Source organism: Arthrobacter sp. CAN_A214, from assembly GCF_015751955.1.
In the GTDB taxonomy this organism is placed as follows: Bacteria; Actinomycetota; Actinomycetes; order Actinomycetales; family Micrococcaceae; genus Arthrobacter_D.
This window is the reverse complement of the sequence record NZ_JADOUU010000028.1, coordinates 1-21,731: the sequence shown is the minus strand read 5'-3', so window position 1 is coordinate 21,731 and position 21,731 is coordinate 1. Positions and strand designations below refer to the sequence as shown.

The window sequence follows — 21,731 nt, the reverse complement described above, 5'->3', positions numbered from 1 at the left end:
TTGAAATACATGTGACTACTTCCTGAAGAAGAACCCTAAATTAGGTGTCCAACTTCCGGGGACCACTCCACTCTCTCCCTTCGCCAGTACTTCCCCAAAGGCACCAACCTCGCCCCACACAGCGTCAGGCGTCTTCTCGAAGTCACCGGGGAACTAAACGACCGGCCTCGTAAATCCCTCAACTGGGACACACCAGCTGAGCGTCTTGCTGCTTTACTTGAAGCCTCATAAAACGAAAGTGTTGCGACGACTGCTGGAATCCAAGCGAACGCCGGCAAGCTCTACCTGTGCGCGATCAAGGACGGGCTTCTTGAAACCGCCACGTCTACTCCAACCGCATCGTGGGCTACTCCATCGACTCGCGGATGAAGCGTCCCTGGCCGTCTCCGCCCTGCGGATGGCAATCGCCCGGCGTGAGCCGGTCGGGGCGATTGTGCACTCCAGTCGAAGAAGTTTGTGCGCGTCCTGGCAAACAACGGCCTGATCGGCTCGATGGGCAAGGTCGGCGCGTGCGGTGACAATGCCGCGATGGAGTCGTTCTTGTCCCTACTCCAGAACAATGTTCTGGATACCCGTCGATGGGCTACCCGCGAGGACATACGCCTGGCCATCGTGACCTGGATCGAGCGAACCTACCACCGCAGGCGGCGCCAAAGACGCCTCGGTAGACTCACCCCGATCGAATACGAGACGATTATGAAACCAGCCGTCGACCTCGCGGCCTAAACCTACGAGTCAACCAAATCTTCAGCAGCCCCCATCGCCGCATGCAACCAGGGTGAAACAAGGTGAAAGCTTTACCTGGTGAACCTTTGCAGTACTCCTTCATTTCGTGGTTCTGATTCTTATACTGGGCCCATGACGATGTCGTTGCTGTTCGGCGTGGTGGCTTCCAGCGCTTTGGTTATAGGAGCCCTGGTCGGTGTCCGGTTCAATCTGCCCAAACGTGTGTTGGCGATCCTCCTCTCCTTCGCTGCCGGGTCCCTTATCACCGCACTGGCTTTCGAACTGTTCCTGGACGCCTATGAACGAGGAGGCATATGGCGGGCAGCCATCGGCCTGCTTGCCGGTGCACTTGTTTTCACCGTCCTTAGCGCGTTACTCGACCGCTGGGCCCAAGCCGGGTCAGAAGCAGCACCGGCTGATGAATATGAAGGCAGCGCCAAGTTAGACACGGATGCTGCCGCGACGAAGCGCTCATCCTCGAAGGCATCGACACGCGGCGCAGCAGGTCTGGCCCTCCTTGCCGCTGTCACCCTCGACGGTGTACCGGAAAACGTAGCGCTGGGCGTTGCCCTTGGTGGTGGAACCGGCGGCCTGGCCCTCCTGGCCGCGATATTCGTCTCCAACCTTCCCGAGGCACTGGTCGGGTCCTCGTCGATGCGGGCCCAAGGCAAAACCACCGGCACCATCCTTGGATTATGGGGAGCCTGCGCAGTGTTACTGGTTGTCGCCGTCCTTGTCGGTGCGGGCCCCCTGTCAGGAGTGGACCCGGAAGCGATCTCCCTGCCGTTGGCTTTCGCCGCCGGTGCTGTCATCGCGTCCCTGGCTGACACGCTTATGCCCGAAGCTTACGAACACGGCGGACCGGCCGTAGCCATGAGCACAGCCGCCGGTTTCGTCCTCTCCTTCGTCCTATCCCTCATGTAGGAAACACCGGAGAATCCTCAACCACTCGGAATTAACCGTGAAGACGGAAACGGCATGGACGAGTACTGGTACCTCATTTACCCGCCCGGACACTTATGCAACTGGCACCTCTAGGAAGCGCGTGTGGCATCCTAGAAACTTCGTTCCGCATACCGGGCCGTTTCGAAGGACCTGTCCTACTCGTGCTTTCCTTCAGGTTTTTCTTCGGTCTTATGTCGGGCCTCCTGCTGATGCTGCTTCAGCTTCGCTTCGGCCTCCCTCCGACGGTGGATGATAGCTCTGGCTTGTTCAGCAGTGGGATGGCGGTGTTCCCGCTCCCAGGCATGATCGTTCACCCCGGTCCGCCGAGCGGCCCCTTCGTCACGTGCGCTACCCTTTTCGCCCATACCGTATGGTCCCATGAGGCACCGGCCCATGTAAGGGCCGTAGCCACCCTGCGCACACGCTTCGAACCGCACCGCAGGTAGGCGGGCTTGCTGGCGTAGAACGCGGCACGCGACCGGGAGCCGCTGACGATCTTCGTTAGCGGGATGGTAGGAAACAACTGCGCACCCCCGACCGATGATGCCGCCTACTGTGTCACACAGATGTCAGGGCCTTGGTCACAGCAGGTGCCGCATAAACCGATCCTCCACCGTGATAGCGGCAGCGTCTATCGGGTTCGCAGTTTAGGTGACTAGTTTTGCGTAGACGACGTAGTTGTCGTCGAATTCACCGGTATCGGGGTCGTAGCCGTCGCAGGTGATCAGGCGTAGTTCGGATCCTTCGGTGTTGCCGTAGACCGTCTGGGTTGGGAACTCGTCTTTGGGGTACTGCTCGCCGCGGTCGAAGACGAAGGTTGCTGTGGTGCCGTCTTCGCGGGCGACGTCGATAGTGTCCCCGGCTTTGAGGCTGCGCAGGTCCGCGAAGACGCCTGGGCCTGCGTCGGTGGCGTTGACGTGGCCGAGCAGGACAGCTGGTCCGCGTTCCCCTGGTGTGGGGGAGTCGTTGTACCAGCTCGCGGGTGCGCCGGGGCCGTCTGGGGGAACTTCGAGTGAGCCGTTGTCGCGCAGCCCGAGGTTGAGGAGCTCTGATCCGGCGCCGATGGAGGGGATGCTGAAGGAAACTGGGGCTGATTCGGGCAGGACCGGGGATTGGGTCGGAGTGGGGGCTGCGGCGACGGGAGTTTCCGGTGCGGGCGGCGCAGTTGTCTGGGCGGGGGCTGGCACCGCGGGTGTGGAGGAAACCGTCGGAGGTGCCGCCGTTTCCTGGCTTTGGGGCGGGGCTTCTGTTGCGCAGCCTGTGAGGATGAGGGCGGCAACTGCTGCTGAGGCGAAGTACCCTCCGCGATGTCCGCTGGATGATCTAAGCATGGTGGGCTTGTCCAATCAGTTCGTGGGACCTGCAGGATTGTTCCTTGGCGTTGCTGCTGCTGGCCCCAACCAACGTGCTTGATTATTCTTCGAAACAGCCGTCCTTCCGGATGGGTTCCTCGGAAACCAACTAGCCAGCAAGCCTGCTGGGCGACATCATCGCCGCGAAGCTGCATTCCGAACCAATCAGTGATGTTCGCACGCACCGTGGCCGGCGGTCAAAGCGATCCCTGAATCCTCCGACTACGAATGAAATGCATGAGCCTGATACGCGGTAGTGAGGCTAGTGGCGTCGATTCGGTGGCGATGGCTTTATCGCGTCGTCGTGCAGACCAGGCACTCTCCGAGCTTGAACGGTCGTGGATCAATCCTCACCCTGACGCGGTAGTTACTGCTGCACGGCGCTATCTGGCCGCTGCCGAGAACTGGGCCGATTTCCGCCGTGAGGACGCCTGAAAAAACGGTGAGTTGCTCGTGGCAAGCCGTTAAGAAGTAACCGCAGCCGGCCAGCGTTAAAAAGCGACCGCCGCAGAAGCTAGGGCTTCTGCGGCGGCCGTTGGGGTGAACTAATCGTCGGACGAATCAGATCCGATCAGTTCGTCGTGCTGGTGCTGTGGTGCTGAATTGCTGTTAGGTGCTGTTATGCGTTGGTGTTGCTGCGACGGACCATGAAGGTTCCGCCGGCTGCTGCTGCCAGGACCAGGCCGCCACCGAGGGCGAGCATGGCGGTGTTGGATCCGGTTTCCTGGGCGACTCCGGTGTCGGCGCCGCCTGCTGGCATGTCACCCATCTGGGAGGCTACGAGGGTTCCACACAGTGCCGGTGAGGTGGCACCGAGGGGAAGTGAGGGCTCCAGGTCGCTAGGGGAGTTGAAGGCCTCTTCGGTGCCGGTGGCCGTTGCGGGGTCCAGGCCGTGGACGACGACGACGGCGGTGCCGGCTTCGAGGGAAGCCTTGGTCTCGGCGTTGAGGTCGATTTCACGGTCGATGGTGTAGCTGCCACCCTGTCCGCCGAGGGCGAGGTTCAGGCCCTCTTCGGGGCCGGTGGCTCCACTGGTGGTCAGGGTGGTAAGGATTCCACCGTAGGAGGGTGCGCCGTCGGTGGTGTTGAGGATGCCGTCGCCGTTTTCGTCATCAGCGGTGGTGGGGCACTCGCCCAGGGCTCCGCCGTGGATGTGCTGGACGTGGGGGTATGGTGCGTCCATGAAGGTTTCGGCGAGGCCGGAGACCTGCAGGTTGACCTTGGCTTTGTCGCCGGTGACGTCGACGGTGATCGTGCCGGTGCCGGTGGTGCCGTTGAGCTGGCCCAGGGTCGAGGAGTAGGACTCGTCCGCTGCCATGGCTGGCGATGATGCCATGGCCAGGGCGCCGAGGGCGAGGGTGGGAACTGCAAGGAAACGCATTGCCTTGTTCATGAGAATAATTCCTTCACTGTGCGGTAAGCGCATGCCCCAATGGACACGCTCAAATGGTGATTCGGAGCACTCCGAAGCGTGGATTGGTTTTCCCCCACCATCACCCCGGAACTCAGCACCCGTGATTGTGCGGTGCCTGTCCTCACAGTAGGCACAACACGGCTTCCATGGGAAGGATCGAATTGTGACACGTGATACAGGTGGGGTTGTGGATGGATCGGAATTACTCACCCCTTCATCCCGCGATTCACCGGTTCTGCAGGACGCAGTGCAGCGCCCGGCCGAGTCAAGATCGTTTCGTGCGGTTTTTGACAGGAATGCATATGTATTGTCATAAGGGGTTGCCCAGGCGAGGCTGCACACGTTGAATGTGGTGCGGGAGTGTCTGGTGAACACGCTGTTCGAGGGAGGTTCGGGTATGACAATTTCCGAAACCGGTCATGGTGTTGGTTTCCTGCTGGCCGTCGCGAAGGCGCATACAGTGATTGACCTCGAAGCGCTCCGCGGTCGCTGTGTGCAGAAGCTTCTTGAGGCCCGCCGAGCGTGTGAAGAGGTCAATGACCTGCATGCCGTTGGGGGATCCGAGCGGGTCGATAGGGTGCACGCCGATCAAGAGCATGCCCAGTGGGTGCTGTGCGCGGCGGTTCGGGACATCGAGGAGATTGATGCCCTTCTGCATCAGAAGCGGCAGAAGAAAGATAGCGGTCTTGATCTCAGGTAAAGCTCAGCTAGTGGGCGTAGTGTCTTAGCTATCTTCACGTGCGAGTGACTGATGACCGGAACTCTTTTGACCCGGTCGAGAGCGTCGGAGAACACAACAAGCGGCCCTTCACCGTGTGTTCCCCGGCGCTTTTGTCATGCCACCACCCCGGCAGCCAACGGCTGAGGAGTAGGTCATTGGAGTGGGTCACCGGTTCTGACCGCCGAACACAACGATCATTTTGTCGATTAGTCGATTACTGGTCTTCGGAGAGGGCAATCCAACGCGCTGTACGTGACGAATGTCATGCGGCGGTGGTTTTCCGGCAACGGTGCGTCAAGTCGACTGACTACCAAAATGTTGTCTCCCTAAACGCCCCGCCGGAGGGCATCATCATGATCACCAGCAAAAAAGTTCTTAGTGTCGCTTTCACCGCAGCCCTCATCGGAGGAGCGGGACTTGGGTCCGCCGGGGTAGCGGTGGCCGCCCCCGGCCCGGTCTCCCAGGCAGTACCAGCGATGACCACTGGGCAGATGTCCATCAGCATCGATAACTTCGTGTTCTCCGGGCCAGGCACCGTGAACCCGGGCGGTGAGATCACGGTCACGAACAATGACACCGAAGTTCACACCGTCACCGCCGATGACGGCTCCTTCGATATCACGATCCCCGGCGGGCAAAGCGCGACCTTCACCGCCCCAAGCGCAGCCGGGAGCTACGGGTTTTTCTGCAAATTCCACGGCAACATGCGGGGCACTCTGACCGTCGGCGCTGAAGCCATGGCACCCGCCCCCGCTGCACCTACGACACCGGCAGCACCGGCGGCACCCGAGGTCGCAGCTCCTGAGGTCGCTGAGTCCGGTAGTGCAGCAGGCAACAGCATGGATCAGATGGGTGCTGTGCCCAAGGGCGGCGCTGACACCGGAGCGATGAACGAAGCAAGTGACACCTCGACGATTATCGCTCTGGGTGGGGGACTGGTGCTCCTGGCTGCAGCTGGCGGAACCTACGCCGTCCGCCGCCAGAACAGTAACAACTGATCCACCCGCTTTTCCTCGTGCGGATCGCAGGGCTGCAACCTCATCACCGCAGCCCTGCGGACCTCGCGGTTGATTCCGGAGCGGGGGACCTCAGAACCGGCCTACCACCGGGTGTAGGGAGAACCTCGTCAACGGGTATGGCGTGCTTGTCAGGCACCCCCTGAAAGAACCTTGACAGTTCACAGATCTTCGACAGTTCACAGCGCATAGTTCACTGGTTCATTATCTTTGGAGGTACGACCATGAAGGTACGTTATGGAATATCAGCTCTAATGCTCACCGCTGTACTTACCGGTGTTACCGCGTGCGGGTCCGAAACCGGTCCGAGCAGCACTGAGGCGACCAGCGTGGCAAGTGAAGCCGCGGCACCGGAATCAGCGGCCGCGACCACCGGGGCTGGGACCTCCGCCACAGGGTCGGCCTCAGCGGAAGCAGCGCCTGCGGAGGAGGCCATGATCACCATCAAGGACTTCGAATACGAGATGCCCGAATCCATCGCACCGGGTGCGATGGTGACGGTCATCAACGAAGACGACGCCCCGCACACTGTCACCGCCGAAGACGACGGCGGCTTCGACGTGGATGTTCCCGCCGGTGAAACAGTGACCTTCACCGCACCCGAGGAAGCCGGCGAGTATGCCGTGATTTGCACCTATCACCCTGAGATGTCCGGAACCCTGGTCATCTCATGAGCCGGACAGGCAGCCCAGCGAAAAACCGGAAGGCAAACCCTGCCGGAGAACCGAACCACGCGACCAGGAACCAGGGGCGCAATCGGCCGCTGATGATTGTCCTGCGCGTGATGGTTGCGGTGGGCTTGATCGTCAGCGCGGTCATCCACTTCCAGCTCGCCCCCGGTTTCCAACAGGCCTACCCGGGCGGTATCGGTGGAGGAAACCTCTTCCGGATCCAGGCCGTCATCGCCGTCCTGGCCGCCCTGTATGTCCTGATTCGTGGAAACCGAGGAGCCTACACGGTGGCCGCCGCCGTGGCGCTCTCGGCCTTGGTGGCCGTGGTCCTGTACCGGTACGTGCAGGTCCCGGCGATCGGACCGATCCCATCCATGTATGAGCCCGTTTGGTACGCGAAAAAAGCCTTCACCGCAGTGGCAGAAGCCGCCGCGGGGATCCTCGCCATCATCGGCTATGCACTCCTACACCGGCCCCGACACAACCCATAAAGCGGCCCGCCCGCACCGGGCGGAAGTGATCTGAACCCGGAAGGTTGCACCGCCGGGCTGAGCATGCGGTCAGTGGTGGCCCGCACCTAGGGGGAGTCGGCTAGCCGCTAAGGGAAGGGGCCGGGGGTATCGTTTCGCACTTCAACACTCCGGTGGGCCGGGTGGTTAGGAGCAGGTTGTGCGTTCCACGGTGATGCTCAATGGGTGCGCCACGGAGTAATCGCGGGTGGGGGAGCTGAAATCGACGACGATATTATCTGCTGTCCCCGTTTCGACTGTTTCATCCAGCGCCACCTCGACCACGATATCGATGTGCGCGTCGGGTTCGAAAATGAACCCTTCGGCCGGAACCGGGTCCACCAGGAAGGTACTGGACTCGGGTTCGGTTTCCGTGGGGATCGGTGTCGCGTCGTGCCCGGAGTGGTCGGCGCCTGCTGGTGCGGCGCCGTGGTTGCCGTGACCCTCTTTGTTCGCTGGTGTGATTTCGGTAGAGAGAATTTCCAGCCCTTGCGGGGAACCAAGCTCAACACCGGAAAAGGTGAATGTTTCTAGGGTCGGATTGTGAAGCAGGAGCGTGTACTGCTGGAAACTGTTCTGCGGTTGCACCCCACATAGCTTCGCCCCGTCCTTCGCGATGCCCAGCGGATCGTCCCCCCACACATCTCCCAGGGCGGCGCCACTATCGGATGCTTTTTCCGGGGACGAGTCGGACCCAGGTTGCCCTCCACCAGTGGTTGTCGGTTCGGTGGTCGCGGCCCGATCCCCGTTAACGTTTAGAGGGTTCTCATCGACGGCGCCACAGCCTGTGCTGAGAAGGACCACAGCAAATAACGGAATCACTACCGCGGTCCTGCTTCGTTGCCTCAACTGCACCGTCATCCTCCAATGGCTAGTCATCACCTATCCGAACAACCCAACTCGCTCATATCCTGCGGGCCGTGGTTGGTGGTTGATTCGTCACCGAAAGAACTTCAGCTTGGTGACGGGCCTTATTGCATCCTCACGTCCGCCACACGCATCTCGGTGGTAATTGTGATGGTGTGCATGGCCACGATGCTGGGCAGCGTCATTGCACTGCCCAGCTACCTGCACGTAGGCCTGGGAGTGAGTGTGCTGACCACCGGTTTGCGGCTGCTGCCCGGTGGCCTGGTGCAGGGGTGTGCTGTGCGCCGTATCCGGAGGACTCGAACCTGCAAGCCTGACCTATGTCGGTCCTCGTCTGGCCGAGGGCTGACGCTGCATACGGTTGAAGGCATGGACTGCCGAGTTGACACCCCTGCCACGGGGAAACGCCGGAACCTCCGAGCGGACACGGGGATTTCGGCGTTTCCACCGGCGCCGCCGGGCTAAGCTGAAACACTCCTGGACGGGGATGAGCTTGCCGCGAAGGCGGAATCGAAGAACTCCTGCAGGCGGTCGCAGAGGATCAGGAATTCGGGGTGGTCGCCGTACATGAAGTCGTTGTGGCGTCCGTCGATGGTGTACAGCGTCTTGGGTGAGGACGCTGCCTCGTACAACGACAGGGCCTCGTCGTAGGGGTGCAGGGTGTTGCGCGACCCGTGTCCGATGAACAGGGGCGCTGGCGCGAGGTCCCTGACCATTTTCTCCACCTTGACGTCGATGATGGACTCGGTGAACTGCAGCCGTGTGGGGTGCCCGAATCCATACACCTGGGAGAGTTCCTTCCCCACGTAATCCTCTGTGGCAGGATCCAGCGGGTAGTGGGCGAAGGTGTCGGCCAGCTGTGATTCCCCTTCGAGGACCCGCCGCGTACGGTCCAGCTGCACTTCGTCGAGGATTTTGGTGTACTCGTCGAAGGTATGGATTGATTTGAGCCACCTCTCGCCGTCGTAGAAGCCGTTCAGTGCGGCTACCCCGGCCACGTTCCGCGCCTTTGCGCCGGTCAGGACGACATTCGCTGCACCCATTCCCCAGCCGATGAGCCCGATCCGGTGATCGTCCACATCTTCCTGGGACTGCATGAATGTGATGGCGTTGCGGATGTCCTCGACCTGCTGCTCAATGAGGACGGTGCCCTTTTCGCCTTCGCTGTCCGCCATCCCGCGGTAGTCGAAGCCGAGGCAGATGTAGCCGCGTGTGGTCATGTTCTTGGCGAACATTCTCGGGTAGAACTCGTTGAAGCCCTGGTATCCGGAGTTGACGATCAACGCCGGATGCGGGCCATTCGCCGGCAGATCGTCCGGGTAATACAGGGTGGCCTTCAGGCGGCTTCCCTCGCTGAAGAACGTGGTTTCCTTCTCAATCACTGTGTTTCCTTTTTTTCGTATTCGTGTTCATAGTCAGAGTTTCGGTGGGACGCAGCTTGGGTCAGCCGATGAGGCCTTCGCTCTCGAGCCACTCGTCGGCGACGTCGCGCGGCTCTTCGCCGTCGTTGTCGATCCTGCCGTTGAGTTCGGTGATGGTCTCGTTGGTGAGGGCTTCGCTGACGGGCGCCATGATTTCGGCGATGGCGGGGTATTCATCGAGTGTTTCCTGCCGCAGGGTCATTGCGCCTTGGTACTCAACGAAGAATTTTTGGTCATCTTCGAGGACGGTCAGGTCGTTGGAGACGATGCGGGCGTCGGTGGAGAACACCTCACCGAAGCTGCATTCCTCACCGATCTGGGTGTAGATCAGGTTCAGGTCGAGTTCGACGATGCTGCTGAATTCGAAGCCGTAGGCCGCTTCCAGGCCGGGCAGTCCGTCGTCGCGGTTGATGAACTCGCTGGCGGCGCAGACCACGCCCTCATCCGGGTTCTCCTGAATGTAGGCCGCGGCGTCGCTCATCGTGGTGAGGCTGTTTTCCTCAGCGAAGGCTGTGGGAACAGCGATACGGTAGGTGTTTTCGAAAGGTGCCGGCTCCAGCCAGGCGATGTTGTTGGCGGCATCGCCTTCGGCGACGGCGGCGTACAGGTCTTCGGGAACGTCCTCGGTGGTGTTGCCGAGAATGTTGACCCATCCGGTGCCGGTGTAGTCCCAGTACATGTCGACTTCACCGGTTTCCAGGGCTTCGCGGACGGTGGCGCTGCCGGAAATCCCGGTCTTGTCCTCGATTGTTGCGCCAGCGTTTTCCAGGGCGGCTGCGGTGATCTGGGCCAGCAGGATTGATTCGGTGAATTCCTTGGAGCCGACGGACAGTTCGGCACCGGCGAGTTCGCCGTCGGCGGTCGCACCGCCGGTGTCTCCGCCGCCACAGGCAGTCAGTGTGAGGGCAAGGCCGAGACCAAGGACTGTGAGGGTTTTCGCCTGCGCGGATGTTGTGTTCATGGTTCCTCTTCTAGTGGTTGGAATGGTTTTACAGCCCTTTGGGACGAAGGAAGTCTTCGGCGATCCCGGCCAGGTAATCGATCAGCAGGGCCAGGACCGCGGTGAGGGCGGCACCGACAACCTGGATCAGGACACGGTTGGTGGACAGCCCGGCAACGATGATGTCGCCGAGGCCGCCGGCGTTGATATAGGTGGTGAGTGTGGCGGTGCCGACGTTGATGACGAGAGCGGTGCGCACACCGGCCAGGATGATCGGCACGGAGAGCGGAAGTTCCAGCCGTCGCAGCACCCCGAACTTCGAGATACCCATGCCGCGACCGGCTTCAAGGACGGATTCATCCACTTGCTCCAGACCGACCATGGTGTTCAGCAACACCGGGATGATGGCATAGAGCACCAGGCCCACCACCGCTGCCTGGAAGCCGAGAAACAGGAACGCGACGGCGAGGAGGACAAGCACCGAGATCGTTGGGACAGCCTGCCCCAGCGTGAGCAGAGTCAGCACATACGGCCGGATCCGCCGCGTGAAGGGACGGGTGAGCAGAATTCCCAGCGGAACGGCGACGATGAGGGTCAGTAGGGTCGACACCGCGGTCAGCTGGACATGTTCCCAGGTCGCTTTGGCCAGCGATGCGGCGTTCAGCGAGCGTGCCTCGATGCTGTCCAGTTCCCGTGACCCCACATACAGGTACAGGCCGAGACATACCAGCGCCAGAATCACCGGCATGACCACGTAACCGGTCAGCGACCGGTGGCGGATCCGCGGCGGGGTCTGGGCGACGACGTCCTGATCGCGTGCGAGGGTGGTCATGGCCGGTCACCGGCCGATCCCGCCGTCGGACGTTCAGCGAGATCGGCTGCATTCTGGGCTGCGGAGGTGCTGCGCATGGCGCGGATCGTCTCGTTGATCTGGTTGATGTCCACCACCCCGCGGTAGACGCCGGCGGAATCGACCACGACGGTGACACTGTTTCGGGCGGCGATCAGTTCGTTGAGGGCATCGCTGAGGGTGGCGGTGGGTTCGACCATCCCTTCGACCGGCATTCCGATCTCATCGAGTGCACCGCTCGGGGAGGACTGCAGGTCCCCGGAGCCGACCCAGCGGCGCGGCCGCCCGGCGTCGTCAAGGACCAGCACTGAATCCCGCCCGCTGCTCCTCAGCTGATCAAGCACCTGCGCGGAGTCGGCGCCCACCCGGACGGTGGGCCAGGAGGACAGCTCGATATCGGAGACCCGGCTGAGGTTCAGCCGCTTCAGCGAGGCTCCCTTGCCAATGAAGTCGGCGACGAACTGATTCGCGGGGGCGGTGAGGATCCTCTCGGGGGTGTCGTACTGGGCGATGCGCGACGCTTCCTGAAGGATGACGATGCGGTCTCCCATCTTGATCGCTTCATCGATGTCGTGAGTGACGAAGACAATGGTTTTGCGGACCTCCGACTGCAGACGCAGGAATTCGTTCTGTAGGCGGTCGCGGGTGATGGGGTCGATTGCGCCGAAAGGCTCATCCATCAGCATCACGTCGGGGTCCGCGCCGAGAGCCCTGGCGACGCCGACCCGCTGGCGCTGTCCACCCGAGAGTTGTTTGGGGTAGCGGTCGCGGTAGTCGGCCGGAGACATGTTGACCATTTCCAGCAGTTCGTCGACCCGGGCAGCCACGCGCTTGCTGTCCCAGCCGAGCAGCTTCGGGACCGTCGCGATGTTCTCGCCGATGGTCAGATGGGGAAAGAGGCCCACCTGCTGGATGACGTAGCCGATCCGCCGCCGCAGCGTGTCCGGGTTCGCGGTGGTGACGTCTTCGCCGTCGAGGATGATCCGTCCGGACGTTGGTTCGATGATCCGGTTGATGGTCTTCATGGTGGTGGTCTTGCCGCAGCCGGATGGGCCGACCAGCACAACGATCTCACCTTCGTAAATGTCCAACGTCAGGTTGTCGACGGCGTTCTGCTGCTGGCCGGGGAAGCGCTTGGTGAGGTTTTCCAGCCGGATCATGACCTTGCGGGATGGTTGGCTGATGTTGGGTGAACTGGTCATCGGATTCCTTGGGAGGTTGTGAGCCTGCGGATGACGTAGAACAGGACATCGGACAGGATGGCGAGAATGATGATGCCGAGGGTCCCGGCGAGGACGAGGTTGACTGCCACCGGCGTGCCCACTCGGGCTAGTCCGGTGAAGATCATTTCGCCGTAGCCGGGGCCGAGGACGACCGAGCCGATTGCTGCGATGCCGAGCAGCACCAGAGAGGTCACGCGCACCCCGGTGATGATCACGGGCCATGCCAGCGGCAGCTCGATGCGCAGCAACTGTTGCCTGCGGCTCATTCCCATGCCGCTGGCGGATTCGACAATGGCTGGATCCACCTCCCGCAGCCCGGTGATCGTGTTCCGGACGATCGGTAGGAGCCCGTACATGGTCAGGGCCACCACCACCGGCATGGCTCCCAGGCCGAGCGGTCCGATGAGCAGGATGAAGAGCGCGAAGGACGGGATGGTCAGGAACGCACCGGTGACGGCGAGGACGGCCTCGCGCGGCCGCGGCTTACGGTAGGTGGCAATGCCCAGGCTGACCCCGATCACGGTGGCCAGCAGGACCGAGACGCCGACGACGGCGGCGTGCCCCAGACCGAGCTCAAGCATGTCGTCACTGCGGTTGATCAGGAATTCGAAAAAATTCACGTCACGTCACCGCCCCGATTTCCGCTCGGGATAGCCGTTTGGGAGATGTCATGACAGCACGAGCTTCCTGGGGTTGTCGGAGGCACTGGCTTGCAGCCAGCTGGAGTCGAGGCCCTGGGAGGCCAGTCGTTCAATGAGTTCCTTGAGCGCCAGCGGGGGCTGGGGGCTGTTCGGCTGACCGGCGTCGGACGAGAGAATCAGGCGGTCCCCGGCTGCGCGCGCCACCCCGGCCAGGAGCGCTTCGGTCATCCCCGGCTGATGCCAAAGCTGGTAGGCAGTAATTTCGACATAGGCGCCACGATCAGCCAGCTCGGCGATCTCCGCCACACTCATCGCCGGAACCGTATAGGAAGGGTGCGTGAGCAGGAACCGGGTGATTCCCCGTTTCCCTGCCTCATCAAAGAGCCACCGGCATTCAGCAGTGCTCAGATGTCCCGTGCACAGGACCGCGTCGAACTCGGCGATCAGATCCAAAACCAGATAAATGCTTCTCAGCTGCACGTCATCGGCTGCCAAAACCGGAGGGGTGGAAAGAGTAGAGCGGTTCAGTCGTGGTTGAAGATCGCTCAACCGGGGCAACCCCGCGCTTTCCTGGGTGTGCGCGTCAGCGGTAGGAAACCAAATGACACGGCCGCCGCTATGGAGCGTCGCTGCAACCGCCGCCGGATTAATACCGCCGACCGGCCGGTTGAGCGCGATGCCACCGACGACGTCGAGCCCCGAGGCGCGAGCCAGCGCCTTCGCCCGTCCGACAGTCGATTCCTGATGTCCCTTGAGCACGAACCCGCTGAAACCCTCGGCGGCATACTGGGCGCAAATCTGGTCGTCATAGCCGATACGATCAATGACGTCCGGCGCGGCGTGGACGTGAACATCAAACATCTATCGGGAGCCTTTCGCCAGCCGGCATCGCTGCGGGCGGGGTCAATCCACTGTGATCTCTTCCCGGGTTCATGGGAACGACTCTAAGAGCGAAGTGTGATCTACACAACACTGTGGTGCAAAATATGCAACTAAAGGTCTATTCTGTCCAGTTGCCTTGATCCGGAGTATCGGTTCGCACGGGAATCGGTCCCAGTTGCGATAAATGCACTCCCGATTGCGGGGTCGGCACCAGGCCTGAATAGTGGGGCACATGATTTCCGGGGTGGTGCCCACTCCGTGGCTGCGGCGAACCTGCCGCTCAAGAAGGGATTGAAAGTGAGCGATGTGTCCGAGAAGTGGGCTGTCAAAGGCGACACGTTGAAAGTCCGGCTACTGCAAACCGATCCCACGCTGGGAGATGTCGATGGCAACCTGCGCGAGATGGATTCGCTCATTGCCTCTGCCTCGGATCGCGACCTGGTGGTGCTGCCGGAGTTGGCGACGCACGGGTACCACTTGAGCGAGGTCCCCGACGCGTTGCCGCTGAAGCCCTCCGACGAGCGACTGCTGGGCCTTGGGAGGCACGGCCCGGCCGCCGTGGTGGGCTTTGCAGAGGCCTTCCGCCACCACACCTTCAACAGCGCGGCCCTGCTGAGCGACGGTGAAGCCCGAATCCAACGCAAGATGTACCTCCCCACGTATAAAGGCTGGGAGGAGCGCAAGCACTTTCGTCCAGGTGGGCAGCTGAATTGCGAGGACCTCCTCAACACCCGCCTTTCGGTGCTGATCTGCAATGACGCCTGGCAGCCCGCCATTCCGTGGCTCGCAGCACACGGTGGTGCCGAGGTTCTCGTGGTGCCCGTCAACAGCGCGACGAGCCACATCGGCGTGCCGACGGAGCGTGCCTGGGAAATCCTCCTGCTCCATGCTGCGGTGGTCCTGCAGTCCTACGTGGTCTTCGTCAACCGTTGCGGTGAGGAAAACCAACGGGATTTCTGGGGTGGATCCCGCGTGATCCATCCCTCAGGCGAGGTCCTTGGTCAACTAGGGTCCGAGCCGGGGCAGCTGGATGCCGAACTTGACCTTGAAGAGCTGAGGGTACTGCGCCGTCAATGGCCACTGCTACAGGAGCCGCGGGCGGACCTCATCGCCCGAGAAGCAGCCAAATTGGCAGCAGAGCCATAAGTCCCAAATATGACGACGTCACCGAGTTCATTCACGAAGTCAGTCACCGTGACATCCCGGGTGATGTGTTGCATTAGGGGCGCAGGTGCCTCATCGACCTGATTGGGGGCGCGGCGGCCGGAACACCAACCCGGCTATCCGACGACGACGGTGGCATCGGGATAGTCCCTCTCCGGGTCGGGGCCGGGTATCCACCTAGCCCAGCAGCTGGACCAGTGCGCAGCATGGGCGAGCGTATGCCCCTCGCCGGATGCTGGATCTGCGCAGGGAGCTGCAGACCGAGGGGCGTCTTGAATGGATCGGAAGCGGCCGGAACGTGATTGCCTTCCGCAGGCCGGGCGGCTGGGTTTCCGTGACCTACTTCAGATCCAGCCGGACAAACTTCCTGCGGGACGGGTGCTCCTGTGGGCAGGGCGTTACCCTTGCTGGCCCGCTGGGATTCCTGAAGGTCCAAGTGGGTAACAGGGTCTGTCGGTTTGAAGACGTGGCCGCTCGCTCCGGCGACGACGGGTGGACCACGACCGAATTCAGCAGACCTGCAAAGAGCGGCTGACGAGCCAGCCAAATGCAGGAGACCGAAATACCCCTCCTTCGGTCTCCTGCAGGGTCCGAACGGAAGTCCTCGAGTGGTTGGTGTCCATCAACCGGGAGTCTTCCCAGCCCAGGTTCCTGACAGCGTGCGTGAGGCGACGATCTTCTCGACCGGATGAATCATCAGAGCGGGAGCATCTCGTTCAATCAATAAGTTGTTCCCAGATAGCGAGTTCTTCGTCCTGCTTCCCGCTCTGCCGTAATGCCTGGCTCAGGAGTAACCGCCCTGTCGTCCGCAAATGACAATCCATGGCGATCGCAGCAGCTTCAGGATTAGCTGCTTCAAACGCTTCGACGATGGGAAGGTGATCCACGAGGACTTCCAGCAAAGATCGCTCGGAACGAACGGTGGAGGCCCCCACTAGTCGGGTTGCGTCCCGAAGGTTGTTGATGATGTTTTTGGTGCGCTTGTTGCCTTCGATGTCGATCAGCAACGCGTGCAGTTCTTGATCGTGGTGTTCAAAAGTCGGCTCATCGTCGATCTGTGCCGCTTCTTCCATCGCGGCATACTGTTGCCGCAATGCTCGTCGATCCCTGATATCGGCCTGAAGTGTTGCGCGTCGTACCGCCGGAACTTCCAAAGCCAGGCGAATGGCGAATATTTCGGCAATGTCGTGCGGAGTTGGCAACACAACCCGAAAACCACGGTTCCGCTCAAATTTGATCATGCCCGTCTCTGCAAGCCGAAGCAATGCTTCGCGCACGGGGCTTCGAGAAATGTCGAGCTGCTCCGCAATCCTGTAGACCGAATAAAGCTCGCCCGGGATGAGGGCGCCCGAGCGAACGGCGCCCCGCACCGCCTCGATGGCGCGTTCGGCAAGGGACACCGGAATTGCATCCAACGCAGATATGGCAGGGGTGAAGGTGGGCACACCGAAGTCTATCCAAGTTATTTTCGTAACATGTAGCATGTTACTTATGACCGTTTTAGCAATGCCACAGTCGCTCGCCAAAGCCCTGCGTAGTTGTGGAGTGCAGGATGCCCGCGATGACGAGACCACACGTGCCGCATACTCCAGTGATGGCTCCCTGTACCGTGTGCGGCCGGCTGCAGTGGTGTTTCCCCATGATGCTGATGAAGTGATGACCACTTTGGAGGTGTGCCGGGATCGGGGAATCCCTGTGACATCTCGTGGAGCAGGTACTTCCGTGGCTGGCAATGCCATCGGCAGTGGGGTTGTCCTTGAATTCAGTCGTTATATGAACAAGGTGCTACACCTTGACCCTGATGCCCGGACGGCGATTGTTCAGCCAGGCGCCGTGCATGCCGTGTTGCAGCGCAGAGCATTGGCGGAGGGGCTGCGATTTGGGCCTGATCCATCCACTCACAGCCGCTGCACTATTGGTGGCATGATCGGCAACAACGCTTGCGGATCCCGCACTTTGGCCTACGGCCGCACGGTTGACAATGTCAGCCACCTTGACGTGGTGACTGGTTCGGGAACCCGGCTTTTCCTTGGCACCGAGGGAACGCCATCGGGCCCGGAAACAAGCGCGTTGCGCACCCTGGTGCAAAGCGAATTGGGCACCATTCGTACGGAGCTGGGCCGGTTCGGCCGCCAGGTCTCCGGATATGCCCTGGAACATCTGCTGCCTGAGCACCATTTCGATTTGAGGCGCGCGTTGGTCGGCAGTGAGGGAACGCTTGCGGTCGTCCTTGAGGCAGGAGTGCGGCTGGTCGTTGACCCGGCATACCGGACCATGGTGGTTCTGGGATTCGCTGATATCGGATCGGCCGGTGACGCAGTCATGGATGTCATGCCGTTCCGTCCCACGGCCTGCGAAGGGTTGGACTCCCGGATTGTCGACGTCGTGCGCGCCCAGAAGGGTGCTGCCGCTGTGCCGCCGCTACCCGACGGGGCTGCCTGGCTCTTTGTCGAGATCGCGGGCGAGGACCCATTGGAGGTTGCGGACCGGGCACTTCGCCTGAGCCGGACCGCTGCCTTATCGGCACGGGTTGTCTCCGATGCCCGGGAGTCGGCGGCCCTCTGGAAAATTCGTGAAGACGGCGCAGGACTAGCGGGCCGTTCGACCGCAGGTGTTCCCGCCCATTCGGGATGGGAAGATTCGGCCGTTCCTCCCGAGAAGCTGGGCAATTACCTCAGGGATTTTGATGCCCTGCTGATCGAGCACCACCTTATGGGCTTTCCCTATGGTCATTTCGGCGACGGCTGTGTCCATGTGCGGTTGGACGTGCCCTTCGACCGCAGTGATGGAACCGCATTGTTCCGTAACTTCATGACCGGTGCCGCCGAGCTGGTCGCAAACTACGGGGGATCCCTGTCAGGTGAACATGGGGATGGGCGGGCTCGCAGTGAACTGCTCCCTTACATGTACTCACCCGCGGCCCTCGCGCTCTTCGGGAAAGTCAAAGCAGTCCTTGACCCGGACAACCTATTGAATCCGGGAATCATCGTCGATCCACTGCCCCTCGATGCCGACGTGCGGGTCGCCCAGGCTGCGCCTTTGAAATCCGGCCTCGGGTTTGGTTATCTCCATGACGGAGGCGACTTCAGCCAAGCCGTCCACCGCTGCACTGGAGTGGGAAAGTGCCGCGCTGATAACTCTGACGGCAGCGGCGTGATGTGTCCGTCCTACCTTGCTACCCGCGAGGAGAAAGATTCGACCCGCGGGCGGGCCCGCGTGCTGCAGGAGATGATTAACAAGGGCGGGGCCGGCTGGCGTTCCCCGGAGGTCCATGATGCCCTCGATCTTTGCCTTTCCTGCAAAGGCTGCGCATCAGACTGTCCCACTGGAGTGGACATGGCTGCCTATAAAGCAGAAATGCTTCACCAAAGCTACCGCCGACGCCTCCGTCCCGCCTCCCACTATTCTCTGGGCTGGCTGCCCCGGTGGGCGCGCATCGCGTCCCTCGCCCCCCGCCTGATCAACACCATGTCCAAACTGCCCGTACTGGGAGCGGTGGGGCTCAGGCTCGCCGGCGTCGACCACCGGCGCACCATACCCCCATTCGCAGTCCAGACGTTCCACTCCTGGTTCCAGGCAAGGGCGACATCAGCCCAGCACGACGACGCGGCCGCTCAACACATAGCCGGGGGTGCAGACAGGGACGTAGTTGCACCCCAAGGTCCGGTACTGCTCTGGGCGGATTCCTTCACGAACTACTTCACTCCGGAAGTCGGACGAGCCGCTGTCCGGGTGCTGGAACAAGCCGGTTTCGATGTGCGGCTTCCCTCGAAACCGTTGTGCTGTGGTTTGACGTGGATTTCCACCGGCCAGCTTGACGGCGCACGGAGAATCCTCGGCGATACAGTCAATGAGCTGCAACAATACGCGTCAGCGGGGATTCCCATTGTGGGGCTGGAACCGTCCTGCACCGGTGTGCTCCGCTCGGATGCGATGGAGCTTCTTGGCGAAGTTGCGGCACGCCCCGTCGCGGAAGCCACCCGCACGTTGGCTGAGCTGCTGGCTTCGGTTCCCGGATGGACACCGCCACCATTGGAGGGCACCACGGTGGTTGCCCAACCACATTGCCACCACCACGCAGTCATGGGATGGAGTCCGGATGCGCAAATCTTGGAGCGCGCGGGCGCGAAGGTGCAAAAGCTCGGCGGGTGCTGCGGTCTAGCGGGGAATTTCGGCGTGGAAAAAGGCCACTACGAGGTCTCCGTCGCTGTAGCCGAACAGCAACTGCTTCCCGCGGTACGGTCCGCGGCTCCGGACACTGTGATTCTCGCCGACGGGTACTCCTGCCGCACCCAGCTCTCGGATCTCAGCGATAGGCAAGGCATCCATCTAGCTCAATTGCTGGATGACACAACGCGCAATTCCTGAGGCTTAGAAGATCAACCCCGAAGTTCAGCATTGCGATGATCGCACCACAGCATTGTGGTTAGCGCATCATTCTCGGATGGAGGAGCTCTAGCATTGTTCGACGGTCATGTGCACGAAGGACCTGAAGTTTCTAAGCGTATTGGTGACGACATCGCCGTCGCGGAGGAGTTTGCGCTGGCCGACTTCTCCGGTGTCATGCTGGAAGCCCGCCGGCGGATCTCCACCTCACGGGCCACTCACCTGAGAAAAGAAACGGCCACCGGCTCCCGACGCCGCACACACGGCTTGTTGACCGGCTTTCGCGGTCAATCCTCCCACCATCCCAAGGGTCCTTCGTGAATTCTCAGTATTCGGGCATCACCGACTTCATCCACGGAATCAGTGGGCAAGACCTTCCTGCCAATGTGCTGCATCAGGCGCGGCGCTGCCTGCTTGACCTGATCGGGGTTGCGGTGGCCGGCACCGCCACCCCGCTGTCTCGAATTATTCGTGACCACGCCTACCACCAGGCTGGCGGATCAGCACAGAGCTCCCGCCTGCTTTTCGACGGTCGGCGGGTCGGTGCCTCCTATGCCGCTCTGGCCAACGCGGGAACCATTGATTCAATGGACGGCCACGACGGTCACCGCCTGGTAAAAGGCCACGCCGGCGCGGCTGCACTGCCCGCGGTACTGGCTTTCGTTGACCAACGCTCCCTGACAACGGTGGAAAATCTCCTGGTGGGGCTGATCGTTGCCTACGAAGTGTCACTGCGCGCAGGGATCGTTCTCCACCGGACAGCTGCCGATTACCACAGCTCGGGGGCGTGGAACGCCCTCGGCGCGGCCGCCGTCGGCGCCCGCATACTCAGGCTGAGCCCCGAAGCGACACGGCACGCACTGGGAATCGCAGAATATTCCGCCCCCCGCGCGCCGATGATGCGCACAATCGAGCACCCCACAATGGTCAAAGACAGTTCCGCCTGGGGCGCTCAAGCAGGCGTCGATGCGGCATACCTTGCAGCCGGTGGTTTCACCGGGGCCCCAGCCGAGCTGATGGAGGAACACCCGGAAATCGACGACCTCGGGCAACGCTGGCGGATCACAGAACAATATTTCAAGATCTACCCCGTGTGCCGATGGGCGCACCCGGCGGTGCAGGCCGGTCTGTCCATTCGTGCCAATCAACTTATACAGGCTGATCAGATCCACGAGGTGGAGGTGACAACCTTCGCCGCAGCAGCACGCCTGCACACCACGGCCCCCCAAAACACGGAACAGGCACAATACAGCCTCCCCTACGCCCTCGCGGCGGCCTTGGTACACGGCAAACTGACACCCGAAAACGTCCTACACCCGACAACCGACGCAAATGTGCTGCGCCTGTCCCAAAAAATCAGACTAATCCCATCGGCGGACATGACCGCAGAGTTTCCCGCACAGCGCCGCGCAAAAGTGCTAATCACTCTCAAAAGTGGGCACTCCTATTCCTTGGAAACAACCGACGGAAACCCTGAAGTCCCCGTCAGCGATGCGACGCTGCACGAAAAATACCGGCAGAACACGCAGATGCTTGACCGCAGACGAAGCCAGGCCATCTCAGACGTCATCTTCTCCGACGTGGCCACACCCCTGAACGAGCTCATGGACCTGATCACCGAGCCACCCTAAGACCCCAAACCCCAACGCCGATCGAACCGACACCACGAGACTTTGTACCCGCGCTGGCGTGCTCTCATCCCTGACCTCCACCACTGGAAACGAATCGATGATTCCAACGCTGGGGTGGGGCCACGGGACTGCGTTGACCGGTTGAGACCGCCTGAGTTTTTGTCCACGCAACCCCAACGCGATCCTCGGCAACCGTGGGCATGATGATTTGGTGGTTGGCGTCAGAGAAGATGAATCCCACCCGGCGGCGCACACGGACGGCATCCTTTCGGGTATACACACCGTCGACGAGGACCGTTCCGCAGCGCGGAATGAGTAGCCCGTTGAAAGTCCGGGCCAGGGTGGACTTGCCGCTGCCGTTGGCGCCGATGA

The 21,731-nt window shown here is 61.6% G+C and carries 21 protein-coding genes and 2 pseudogenes; 12 read left to right on the top strand and 11 right to left on the bottom strand.

Going from position 1 to position 21,731, the window contains the following annotated elements:
• Positions 1–78 precede the first annotated feature (78 nt).
• The 3 genes and pseudogenes from IWX65_RS17895 to IWX65_RS15205 all read left to right on the top strand — a co-directional run.
• Positions 79–231: pseudogene (locus tag IWX65_RS17895) on the top strand (IS30 family transposase); the annotation flags it as partial.
• A gap of 42 nt (positions 232–273) precedes the next feature.
• Positions 274–726 (top strand): annotated as a pseudogene (locus IWX65_RS15210) (transposase); the annotation flags it as partial.
• Between the two features lie 132 nt (positions 727–858).
• Entirely contained in the window at positions 859–1,650 is a 792-nt protein-coding gene (locus IWX65_RS15205) for a ZIP family metal transporter (RefSeq protein WP_196884166.1), read from the top strand.
• A gap of 668 nt (positions 1,651–2,318) precedes the next feature.
• On the opposite strand, the gene IWX65_RS15200 is transcribed toward IWX65_RS15205, so the two are convergent.
• Positions 2,319–3,002, bottom strand: coding sequence for a class F sortase (locus tag IWX65_RS15200; protein ID WP_196884164.1), 684 nt, complete (start codon positions 3,000–3,002; stop codon positions 2,319–2,321).
• A 258-nt stretch (positions 3,003–3,260) separates the two neighbouring features.
• Between IWX65_RS15200 and IWX65_RS15195 the strand changes: the two genes are divergently transcribed.
• Positions 3,261–3,458 (top strand): hypothetical protein, encoded by a 198-nt coding sequence (locus IWX65_RS15195; RefSeq protein WP_196884162.1) that lies wholly within the window; start codon positions 3,261–3,263, stop codon positions 3,456–3,458.
• 184 nt (positions 3,459–3,642) lie between these two features.
• Here IWX65_RS15195 and IWX65_RS15190 read toward each other — a convergent pair whose 3' ends face one another.
• Positions 3,643–4,416, bottom strand: coding sequence for a CHRD domain-containing protein (locus IWX65_RS15190; protein ID WP_196884160.1), 774 nt, complete (start codon positions 4,414–4,416; stop codon positions 3,643–3,645).
• 418 nt (positions 4,417–4,834) lie between these two features.
• On the opposite strand from IWX65_RS15190, the gene IWX65_RS15185 reads away from it, so the two are divergent.
• From IWX65_RS15185 to IWX65_RS15170, 4 genes are all read left to right on the top strand, one after another.
• Positions 4,835–5,137, top strand: coding sequence for a hypothetical protein (locus tag IWX65_RS15185; RefSeq protein WP_196884158.1), 303 nt, complete (start codon positions 4,835–4,837; stop codon positions 5,135–5,137).
• Positions 5,138–5,511: 374 nt separating this feature from the next.
• A complete protein-coding gene (locus IWX65_RS15180) occupies positions 5,512–6,156 on the top strand; it encodes a cupredoxin domain-containing protein (RefSeq protein WP_196884155.1) in 645 nt (214 codons plus the stop codon).
• A gap of 347 nt (positions 6,157–6,503) precedes the next feature.
• Positions 6,504–6,848 carry a cupredoxin domain-containing protein gene (locus IWX65_RS15175; protein ID WP_196884152.1) on the top strand — a complete coding sequence of 115 codons (345 nt, stop codon included), beginning with the start codon at positions 6,504–6,506 and terminating at the stop codon, positions 6,846–6,848.
• 92 nt (positions 6,849–6,940) lie between these two features.
• The gene (locus tag IWX65_RS15170) at positions 6,941–7,336 is read left to right on the top strand and encodes a hypothetical protein (RefSeq protein ID WP_196884150.1); all 396 of its coding nucleotides are present in this window, start codon (positions 6,941–6,943) and stop codon (positions 7,334–7,336) included.
• A 165-nt stretch (positions 7,337–7,501) separates the two neighbouring features.
• Here IWX65_RS15170 and IWX65_RS15165 read toward each other — a convergent pair whose 3' ends face one another.
• The 7 genes from IWX65_RS15165 to IWX65_RS15135 all read right to left on the bottom strand — a co-directional run bounded on the left by IWX65_RS15165 (position 7,502) and on the right by IWX65_RS15135 (position 14,157).
• Positions 7,502–7,942 (bottom strand): hypothetical protein, encoded by a 441-nt coding sequence (locus IWX65_RS15165; RefSeq protein WP_196884148.1) that lies wholly within the window; start codon positions 7,940–7,942, stop codon positions 7,502–7,504.
• A 740-nt stretch (positions 7,943–8,682) separates the two neighbouring features.
• Positions 8,683–9,603 (bottom strand): alpha/beta hydrolase, encoded by a 921-nt coding sequence (locus IWX65_RS15160; RefSeq protein WP_196884147.1) that lies wholly within the window; start codon positions 9,601–9,603, stop codon positions 8,683–8,685.
• A gap of 61 nt (positions 9,604–9,664) precedes the next feature.
• A complete protein-coding gene (locus IWX65_RS15155) occupies positions 9,665–10,603 on the bottom strand; it encodes a glycine betaine ABC transporter substrate-binding protein (RefSeq protein WP_196884145.1) in 939 nt (312 codons plus the stop codon).
• A gap of 28 nt (positions 10,604–10,631) precedes the next feature.
• A complete protein-coding gene (locus tag IWX65_RS15150) occupies positions 10,632–11,414 on the bottom strand; it encodes an ABC transporter permease (RefSeq protein WP_196884143.1) in 783 nt (260 codons plus the stop codon).
• Positions 11,411–12,634, bottom strand: coding sequence for an ABC transporter ATP-binding protein (locus IWX65_RS15145; protein WP_196884141.1), 1,224 nt, complete (start codon positions 12,632–12,634; stop codon positions 11,411–11,413). The genes IWX65_RS15150 and IWX65_RS15145 overlap by 4 nt, the downstream gene beginning before the upstream one ends.
• The gene (locus IWX65_RS15140; RefSeq protein WP_196884139.1) at positions 12,631–13,275 is read right to left on the bottom strand and encodes an ABC transporter permease; all 645 of its coding nucleotides are present in this window, start codon (positions 13,273–13,275) and stop codon (positions 12,631–12,633) included. Before IWX65_RS15140 ends, IWX65_RS15145 begins: the two co-directional genes overlap by 4 nt.
• 48 nt (positions 13,276–13,323) lie before the next feature.
• On the bottom strand, positions 13,324–14,157 hold the full coding sequence (locus IWX65_RS15135; RefSeq protein ID WP_196884137.1) for a DUF6282 family protein: 834 nt from the start codon (positions 14,155–14,157) through the stop codon (positions 13,324–13,326).
• A 318-nt stretch (positions 14,158–14,475) separates the two neighbouring features.
• Here IWX65_RS15135 and IWX65_RS15130 point away from each other — a divergent pair, with 318 nt between their 5' ends.
• Positions 14,476–15,324 (top strand): nitrilase-related carbon-nitrogen hydrolase, encoded by an 849-nt coding sequence (locus IWX65_RS15130; protein ID WP_196884135.1) that lies wholly within the window; start codon positions 14,476–14,478, stop codon positions 15,322–15,324.
• A gap of 734 nt (positions 15,325–16,058) precedes the next feature.
• On the opposite strand, the gene IWX65_RS15125 is transcribed toward IWX65_RS15130, so the two are convergent.
• A complete protein-coding gene (locus IWX65_RS15125; RefSeq protein WP_334683903.1) occupies positions 16,059–16,787 on the bottom strand; it encodes a GntR family transcriptional regulator in 729 nt (242 codons plus the stop codon).
• A 37-nt stretch (positions 16,788–16,824) separates the two neighbouring features.
• On the opposite strand from IWX65_RS15125, the gene IWX65_RS15120 reads away from it, so the two are divergent.
• The 3 genes from IWX65_RS15120 to IWX65_RS15110 all read left to right on the top strand — a co-directional run bounded on the left by IWX65_RS15120 (position 16,825) and on the right by IWX65_RS15110 (position 21,359).
• Entirely contained in the window at positions 16,825–19,710 is a 2,886-nt protein-coding gene (locus IWX65_RS15120; RefSeq protein ID WP_196884131.1) for an FAD-binding and (Fe-S)-binding domain-containing protein, read from the top strand.
• Between the two features lie 93 nt (positions 19,711–19,803).
• A complete protein-coding gene (locus IWX65_RS15115; RefSeq protein WP_196884129.1) occupies positions 19,804–20,049 on the top strand; it encodes a DUF6282 family protein in 246 nt (81 codons plus the stop codon).
• Entirely contained in the window at positions 20,046–21,359 is a 1,314-nt protein-coding gene (locus tag IWX65_RS15110; protein ID WP_196884127.1) for an MmgE/PrpD family protein, read from the top strand. Before IWX65_RS15115 ends, IWX65_RS15110 begins: the two co-directional genes overlap by 4 nt.
• Positions 21,360–21,423: 64 nt before the next feature.
• On the opposite strand, the gene IWX65_RS15105 is transcribed toward IWX65_RS15110, so the two are convergent.
• Positions 21,424–21,731: ATP-binding cassette domain-containing protein (locus IWX65_RS15105; protein ID WP_196884125.1), on the bottom strand; the 308-nt coding region annotated here is incomplete at its 5' end.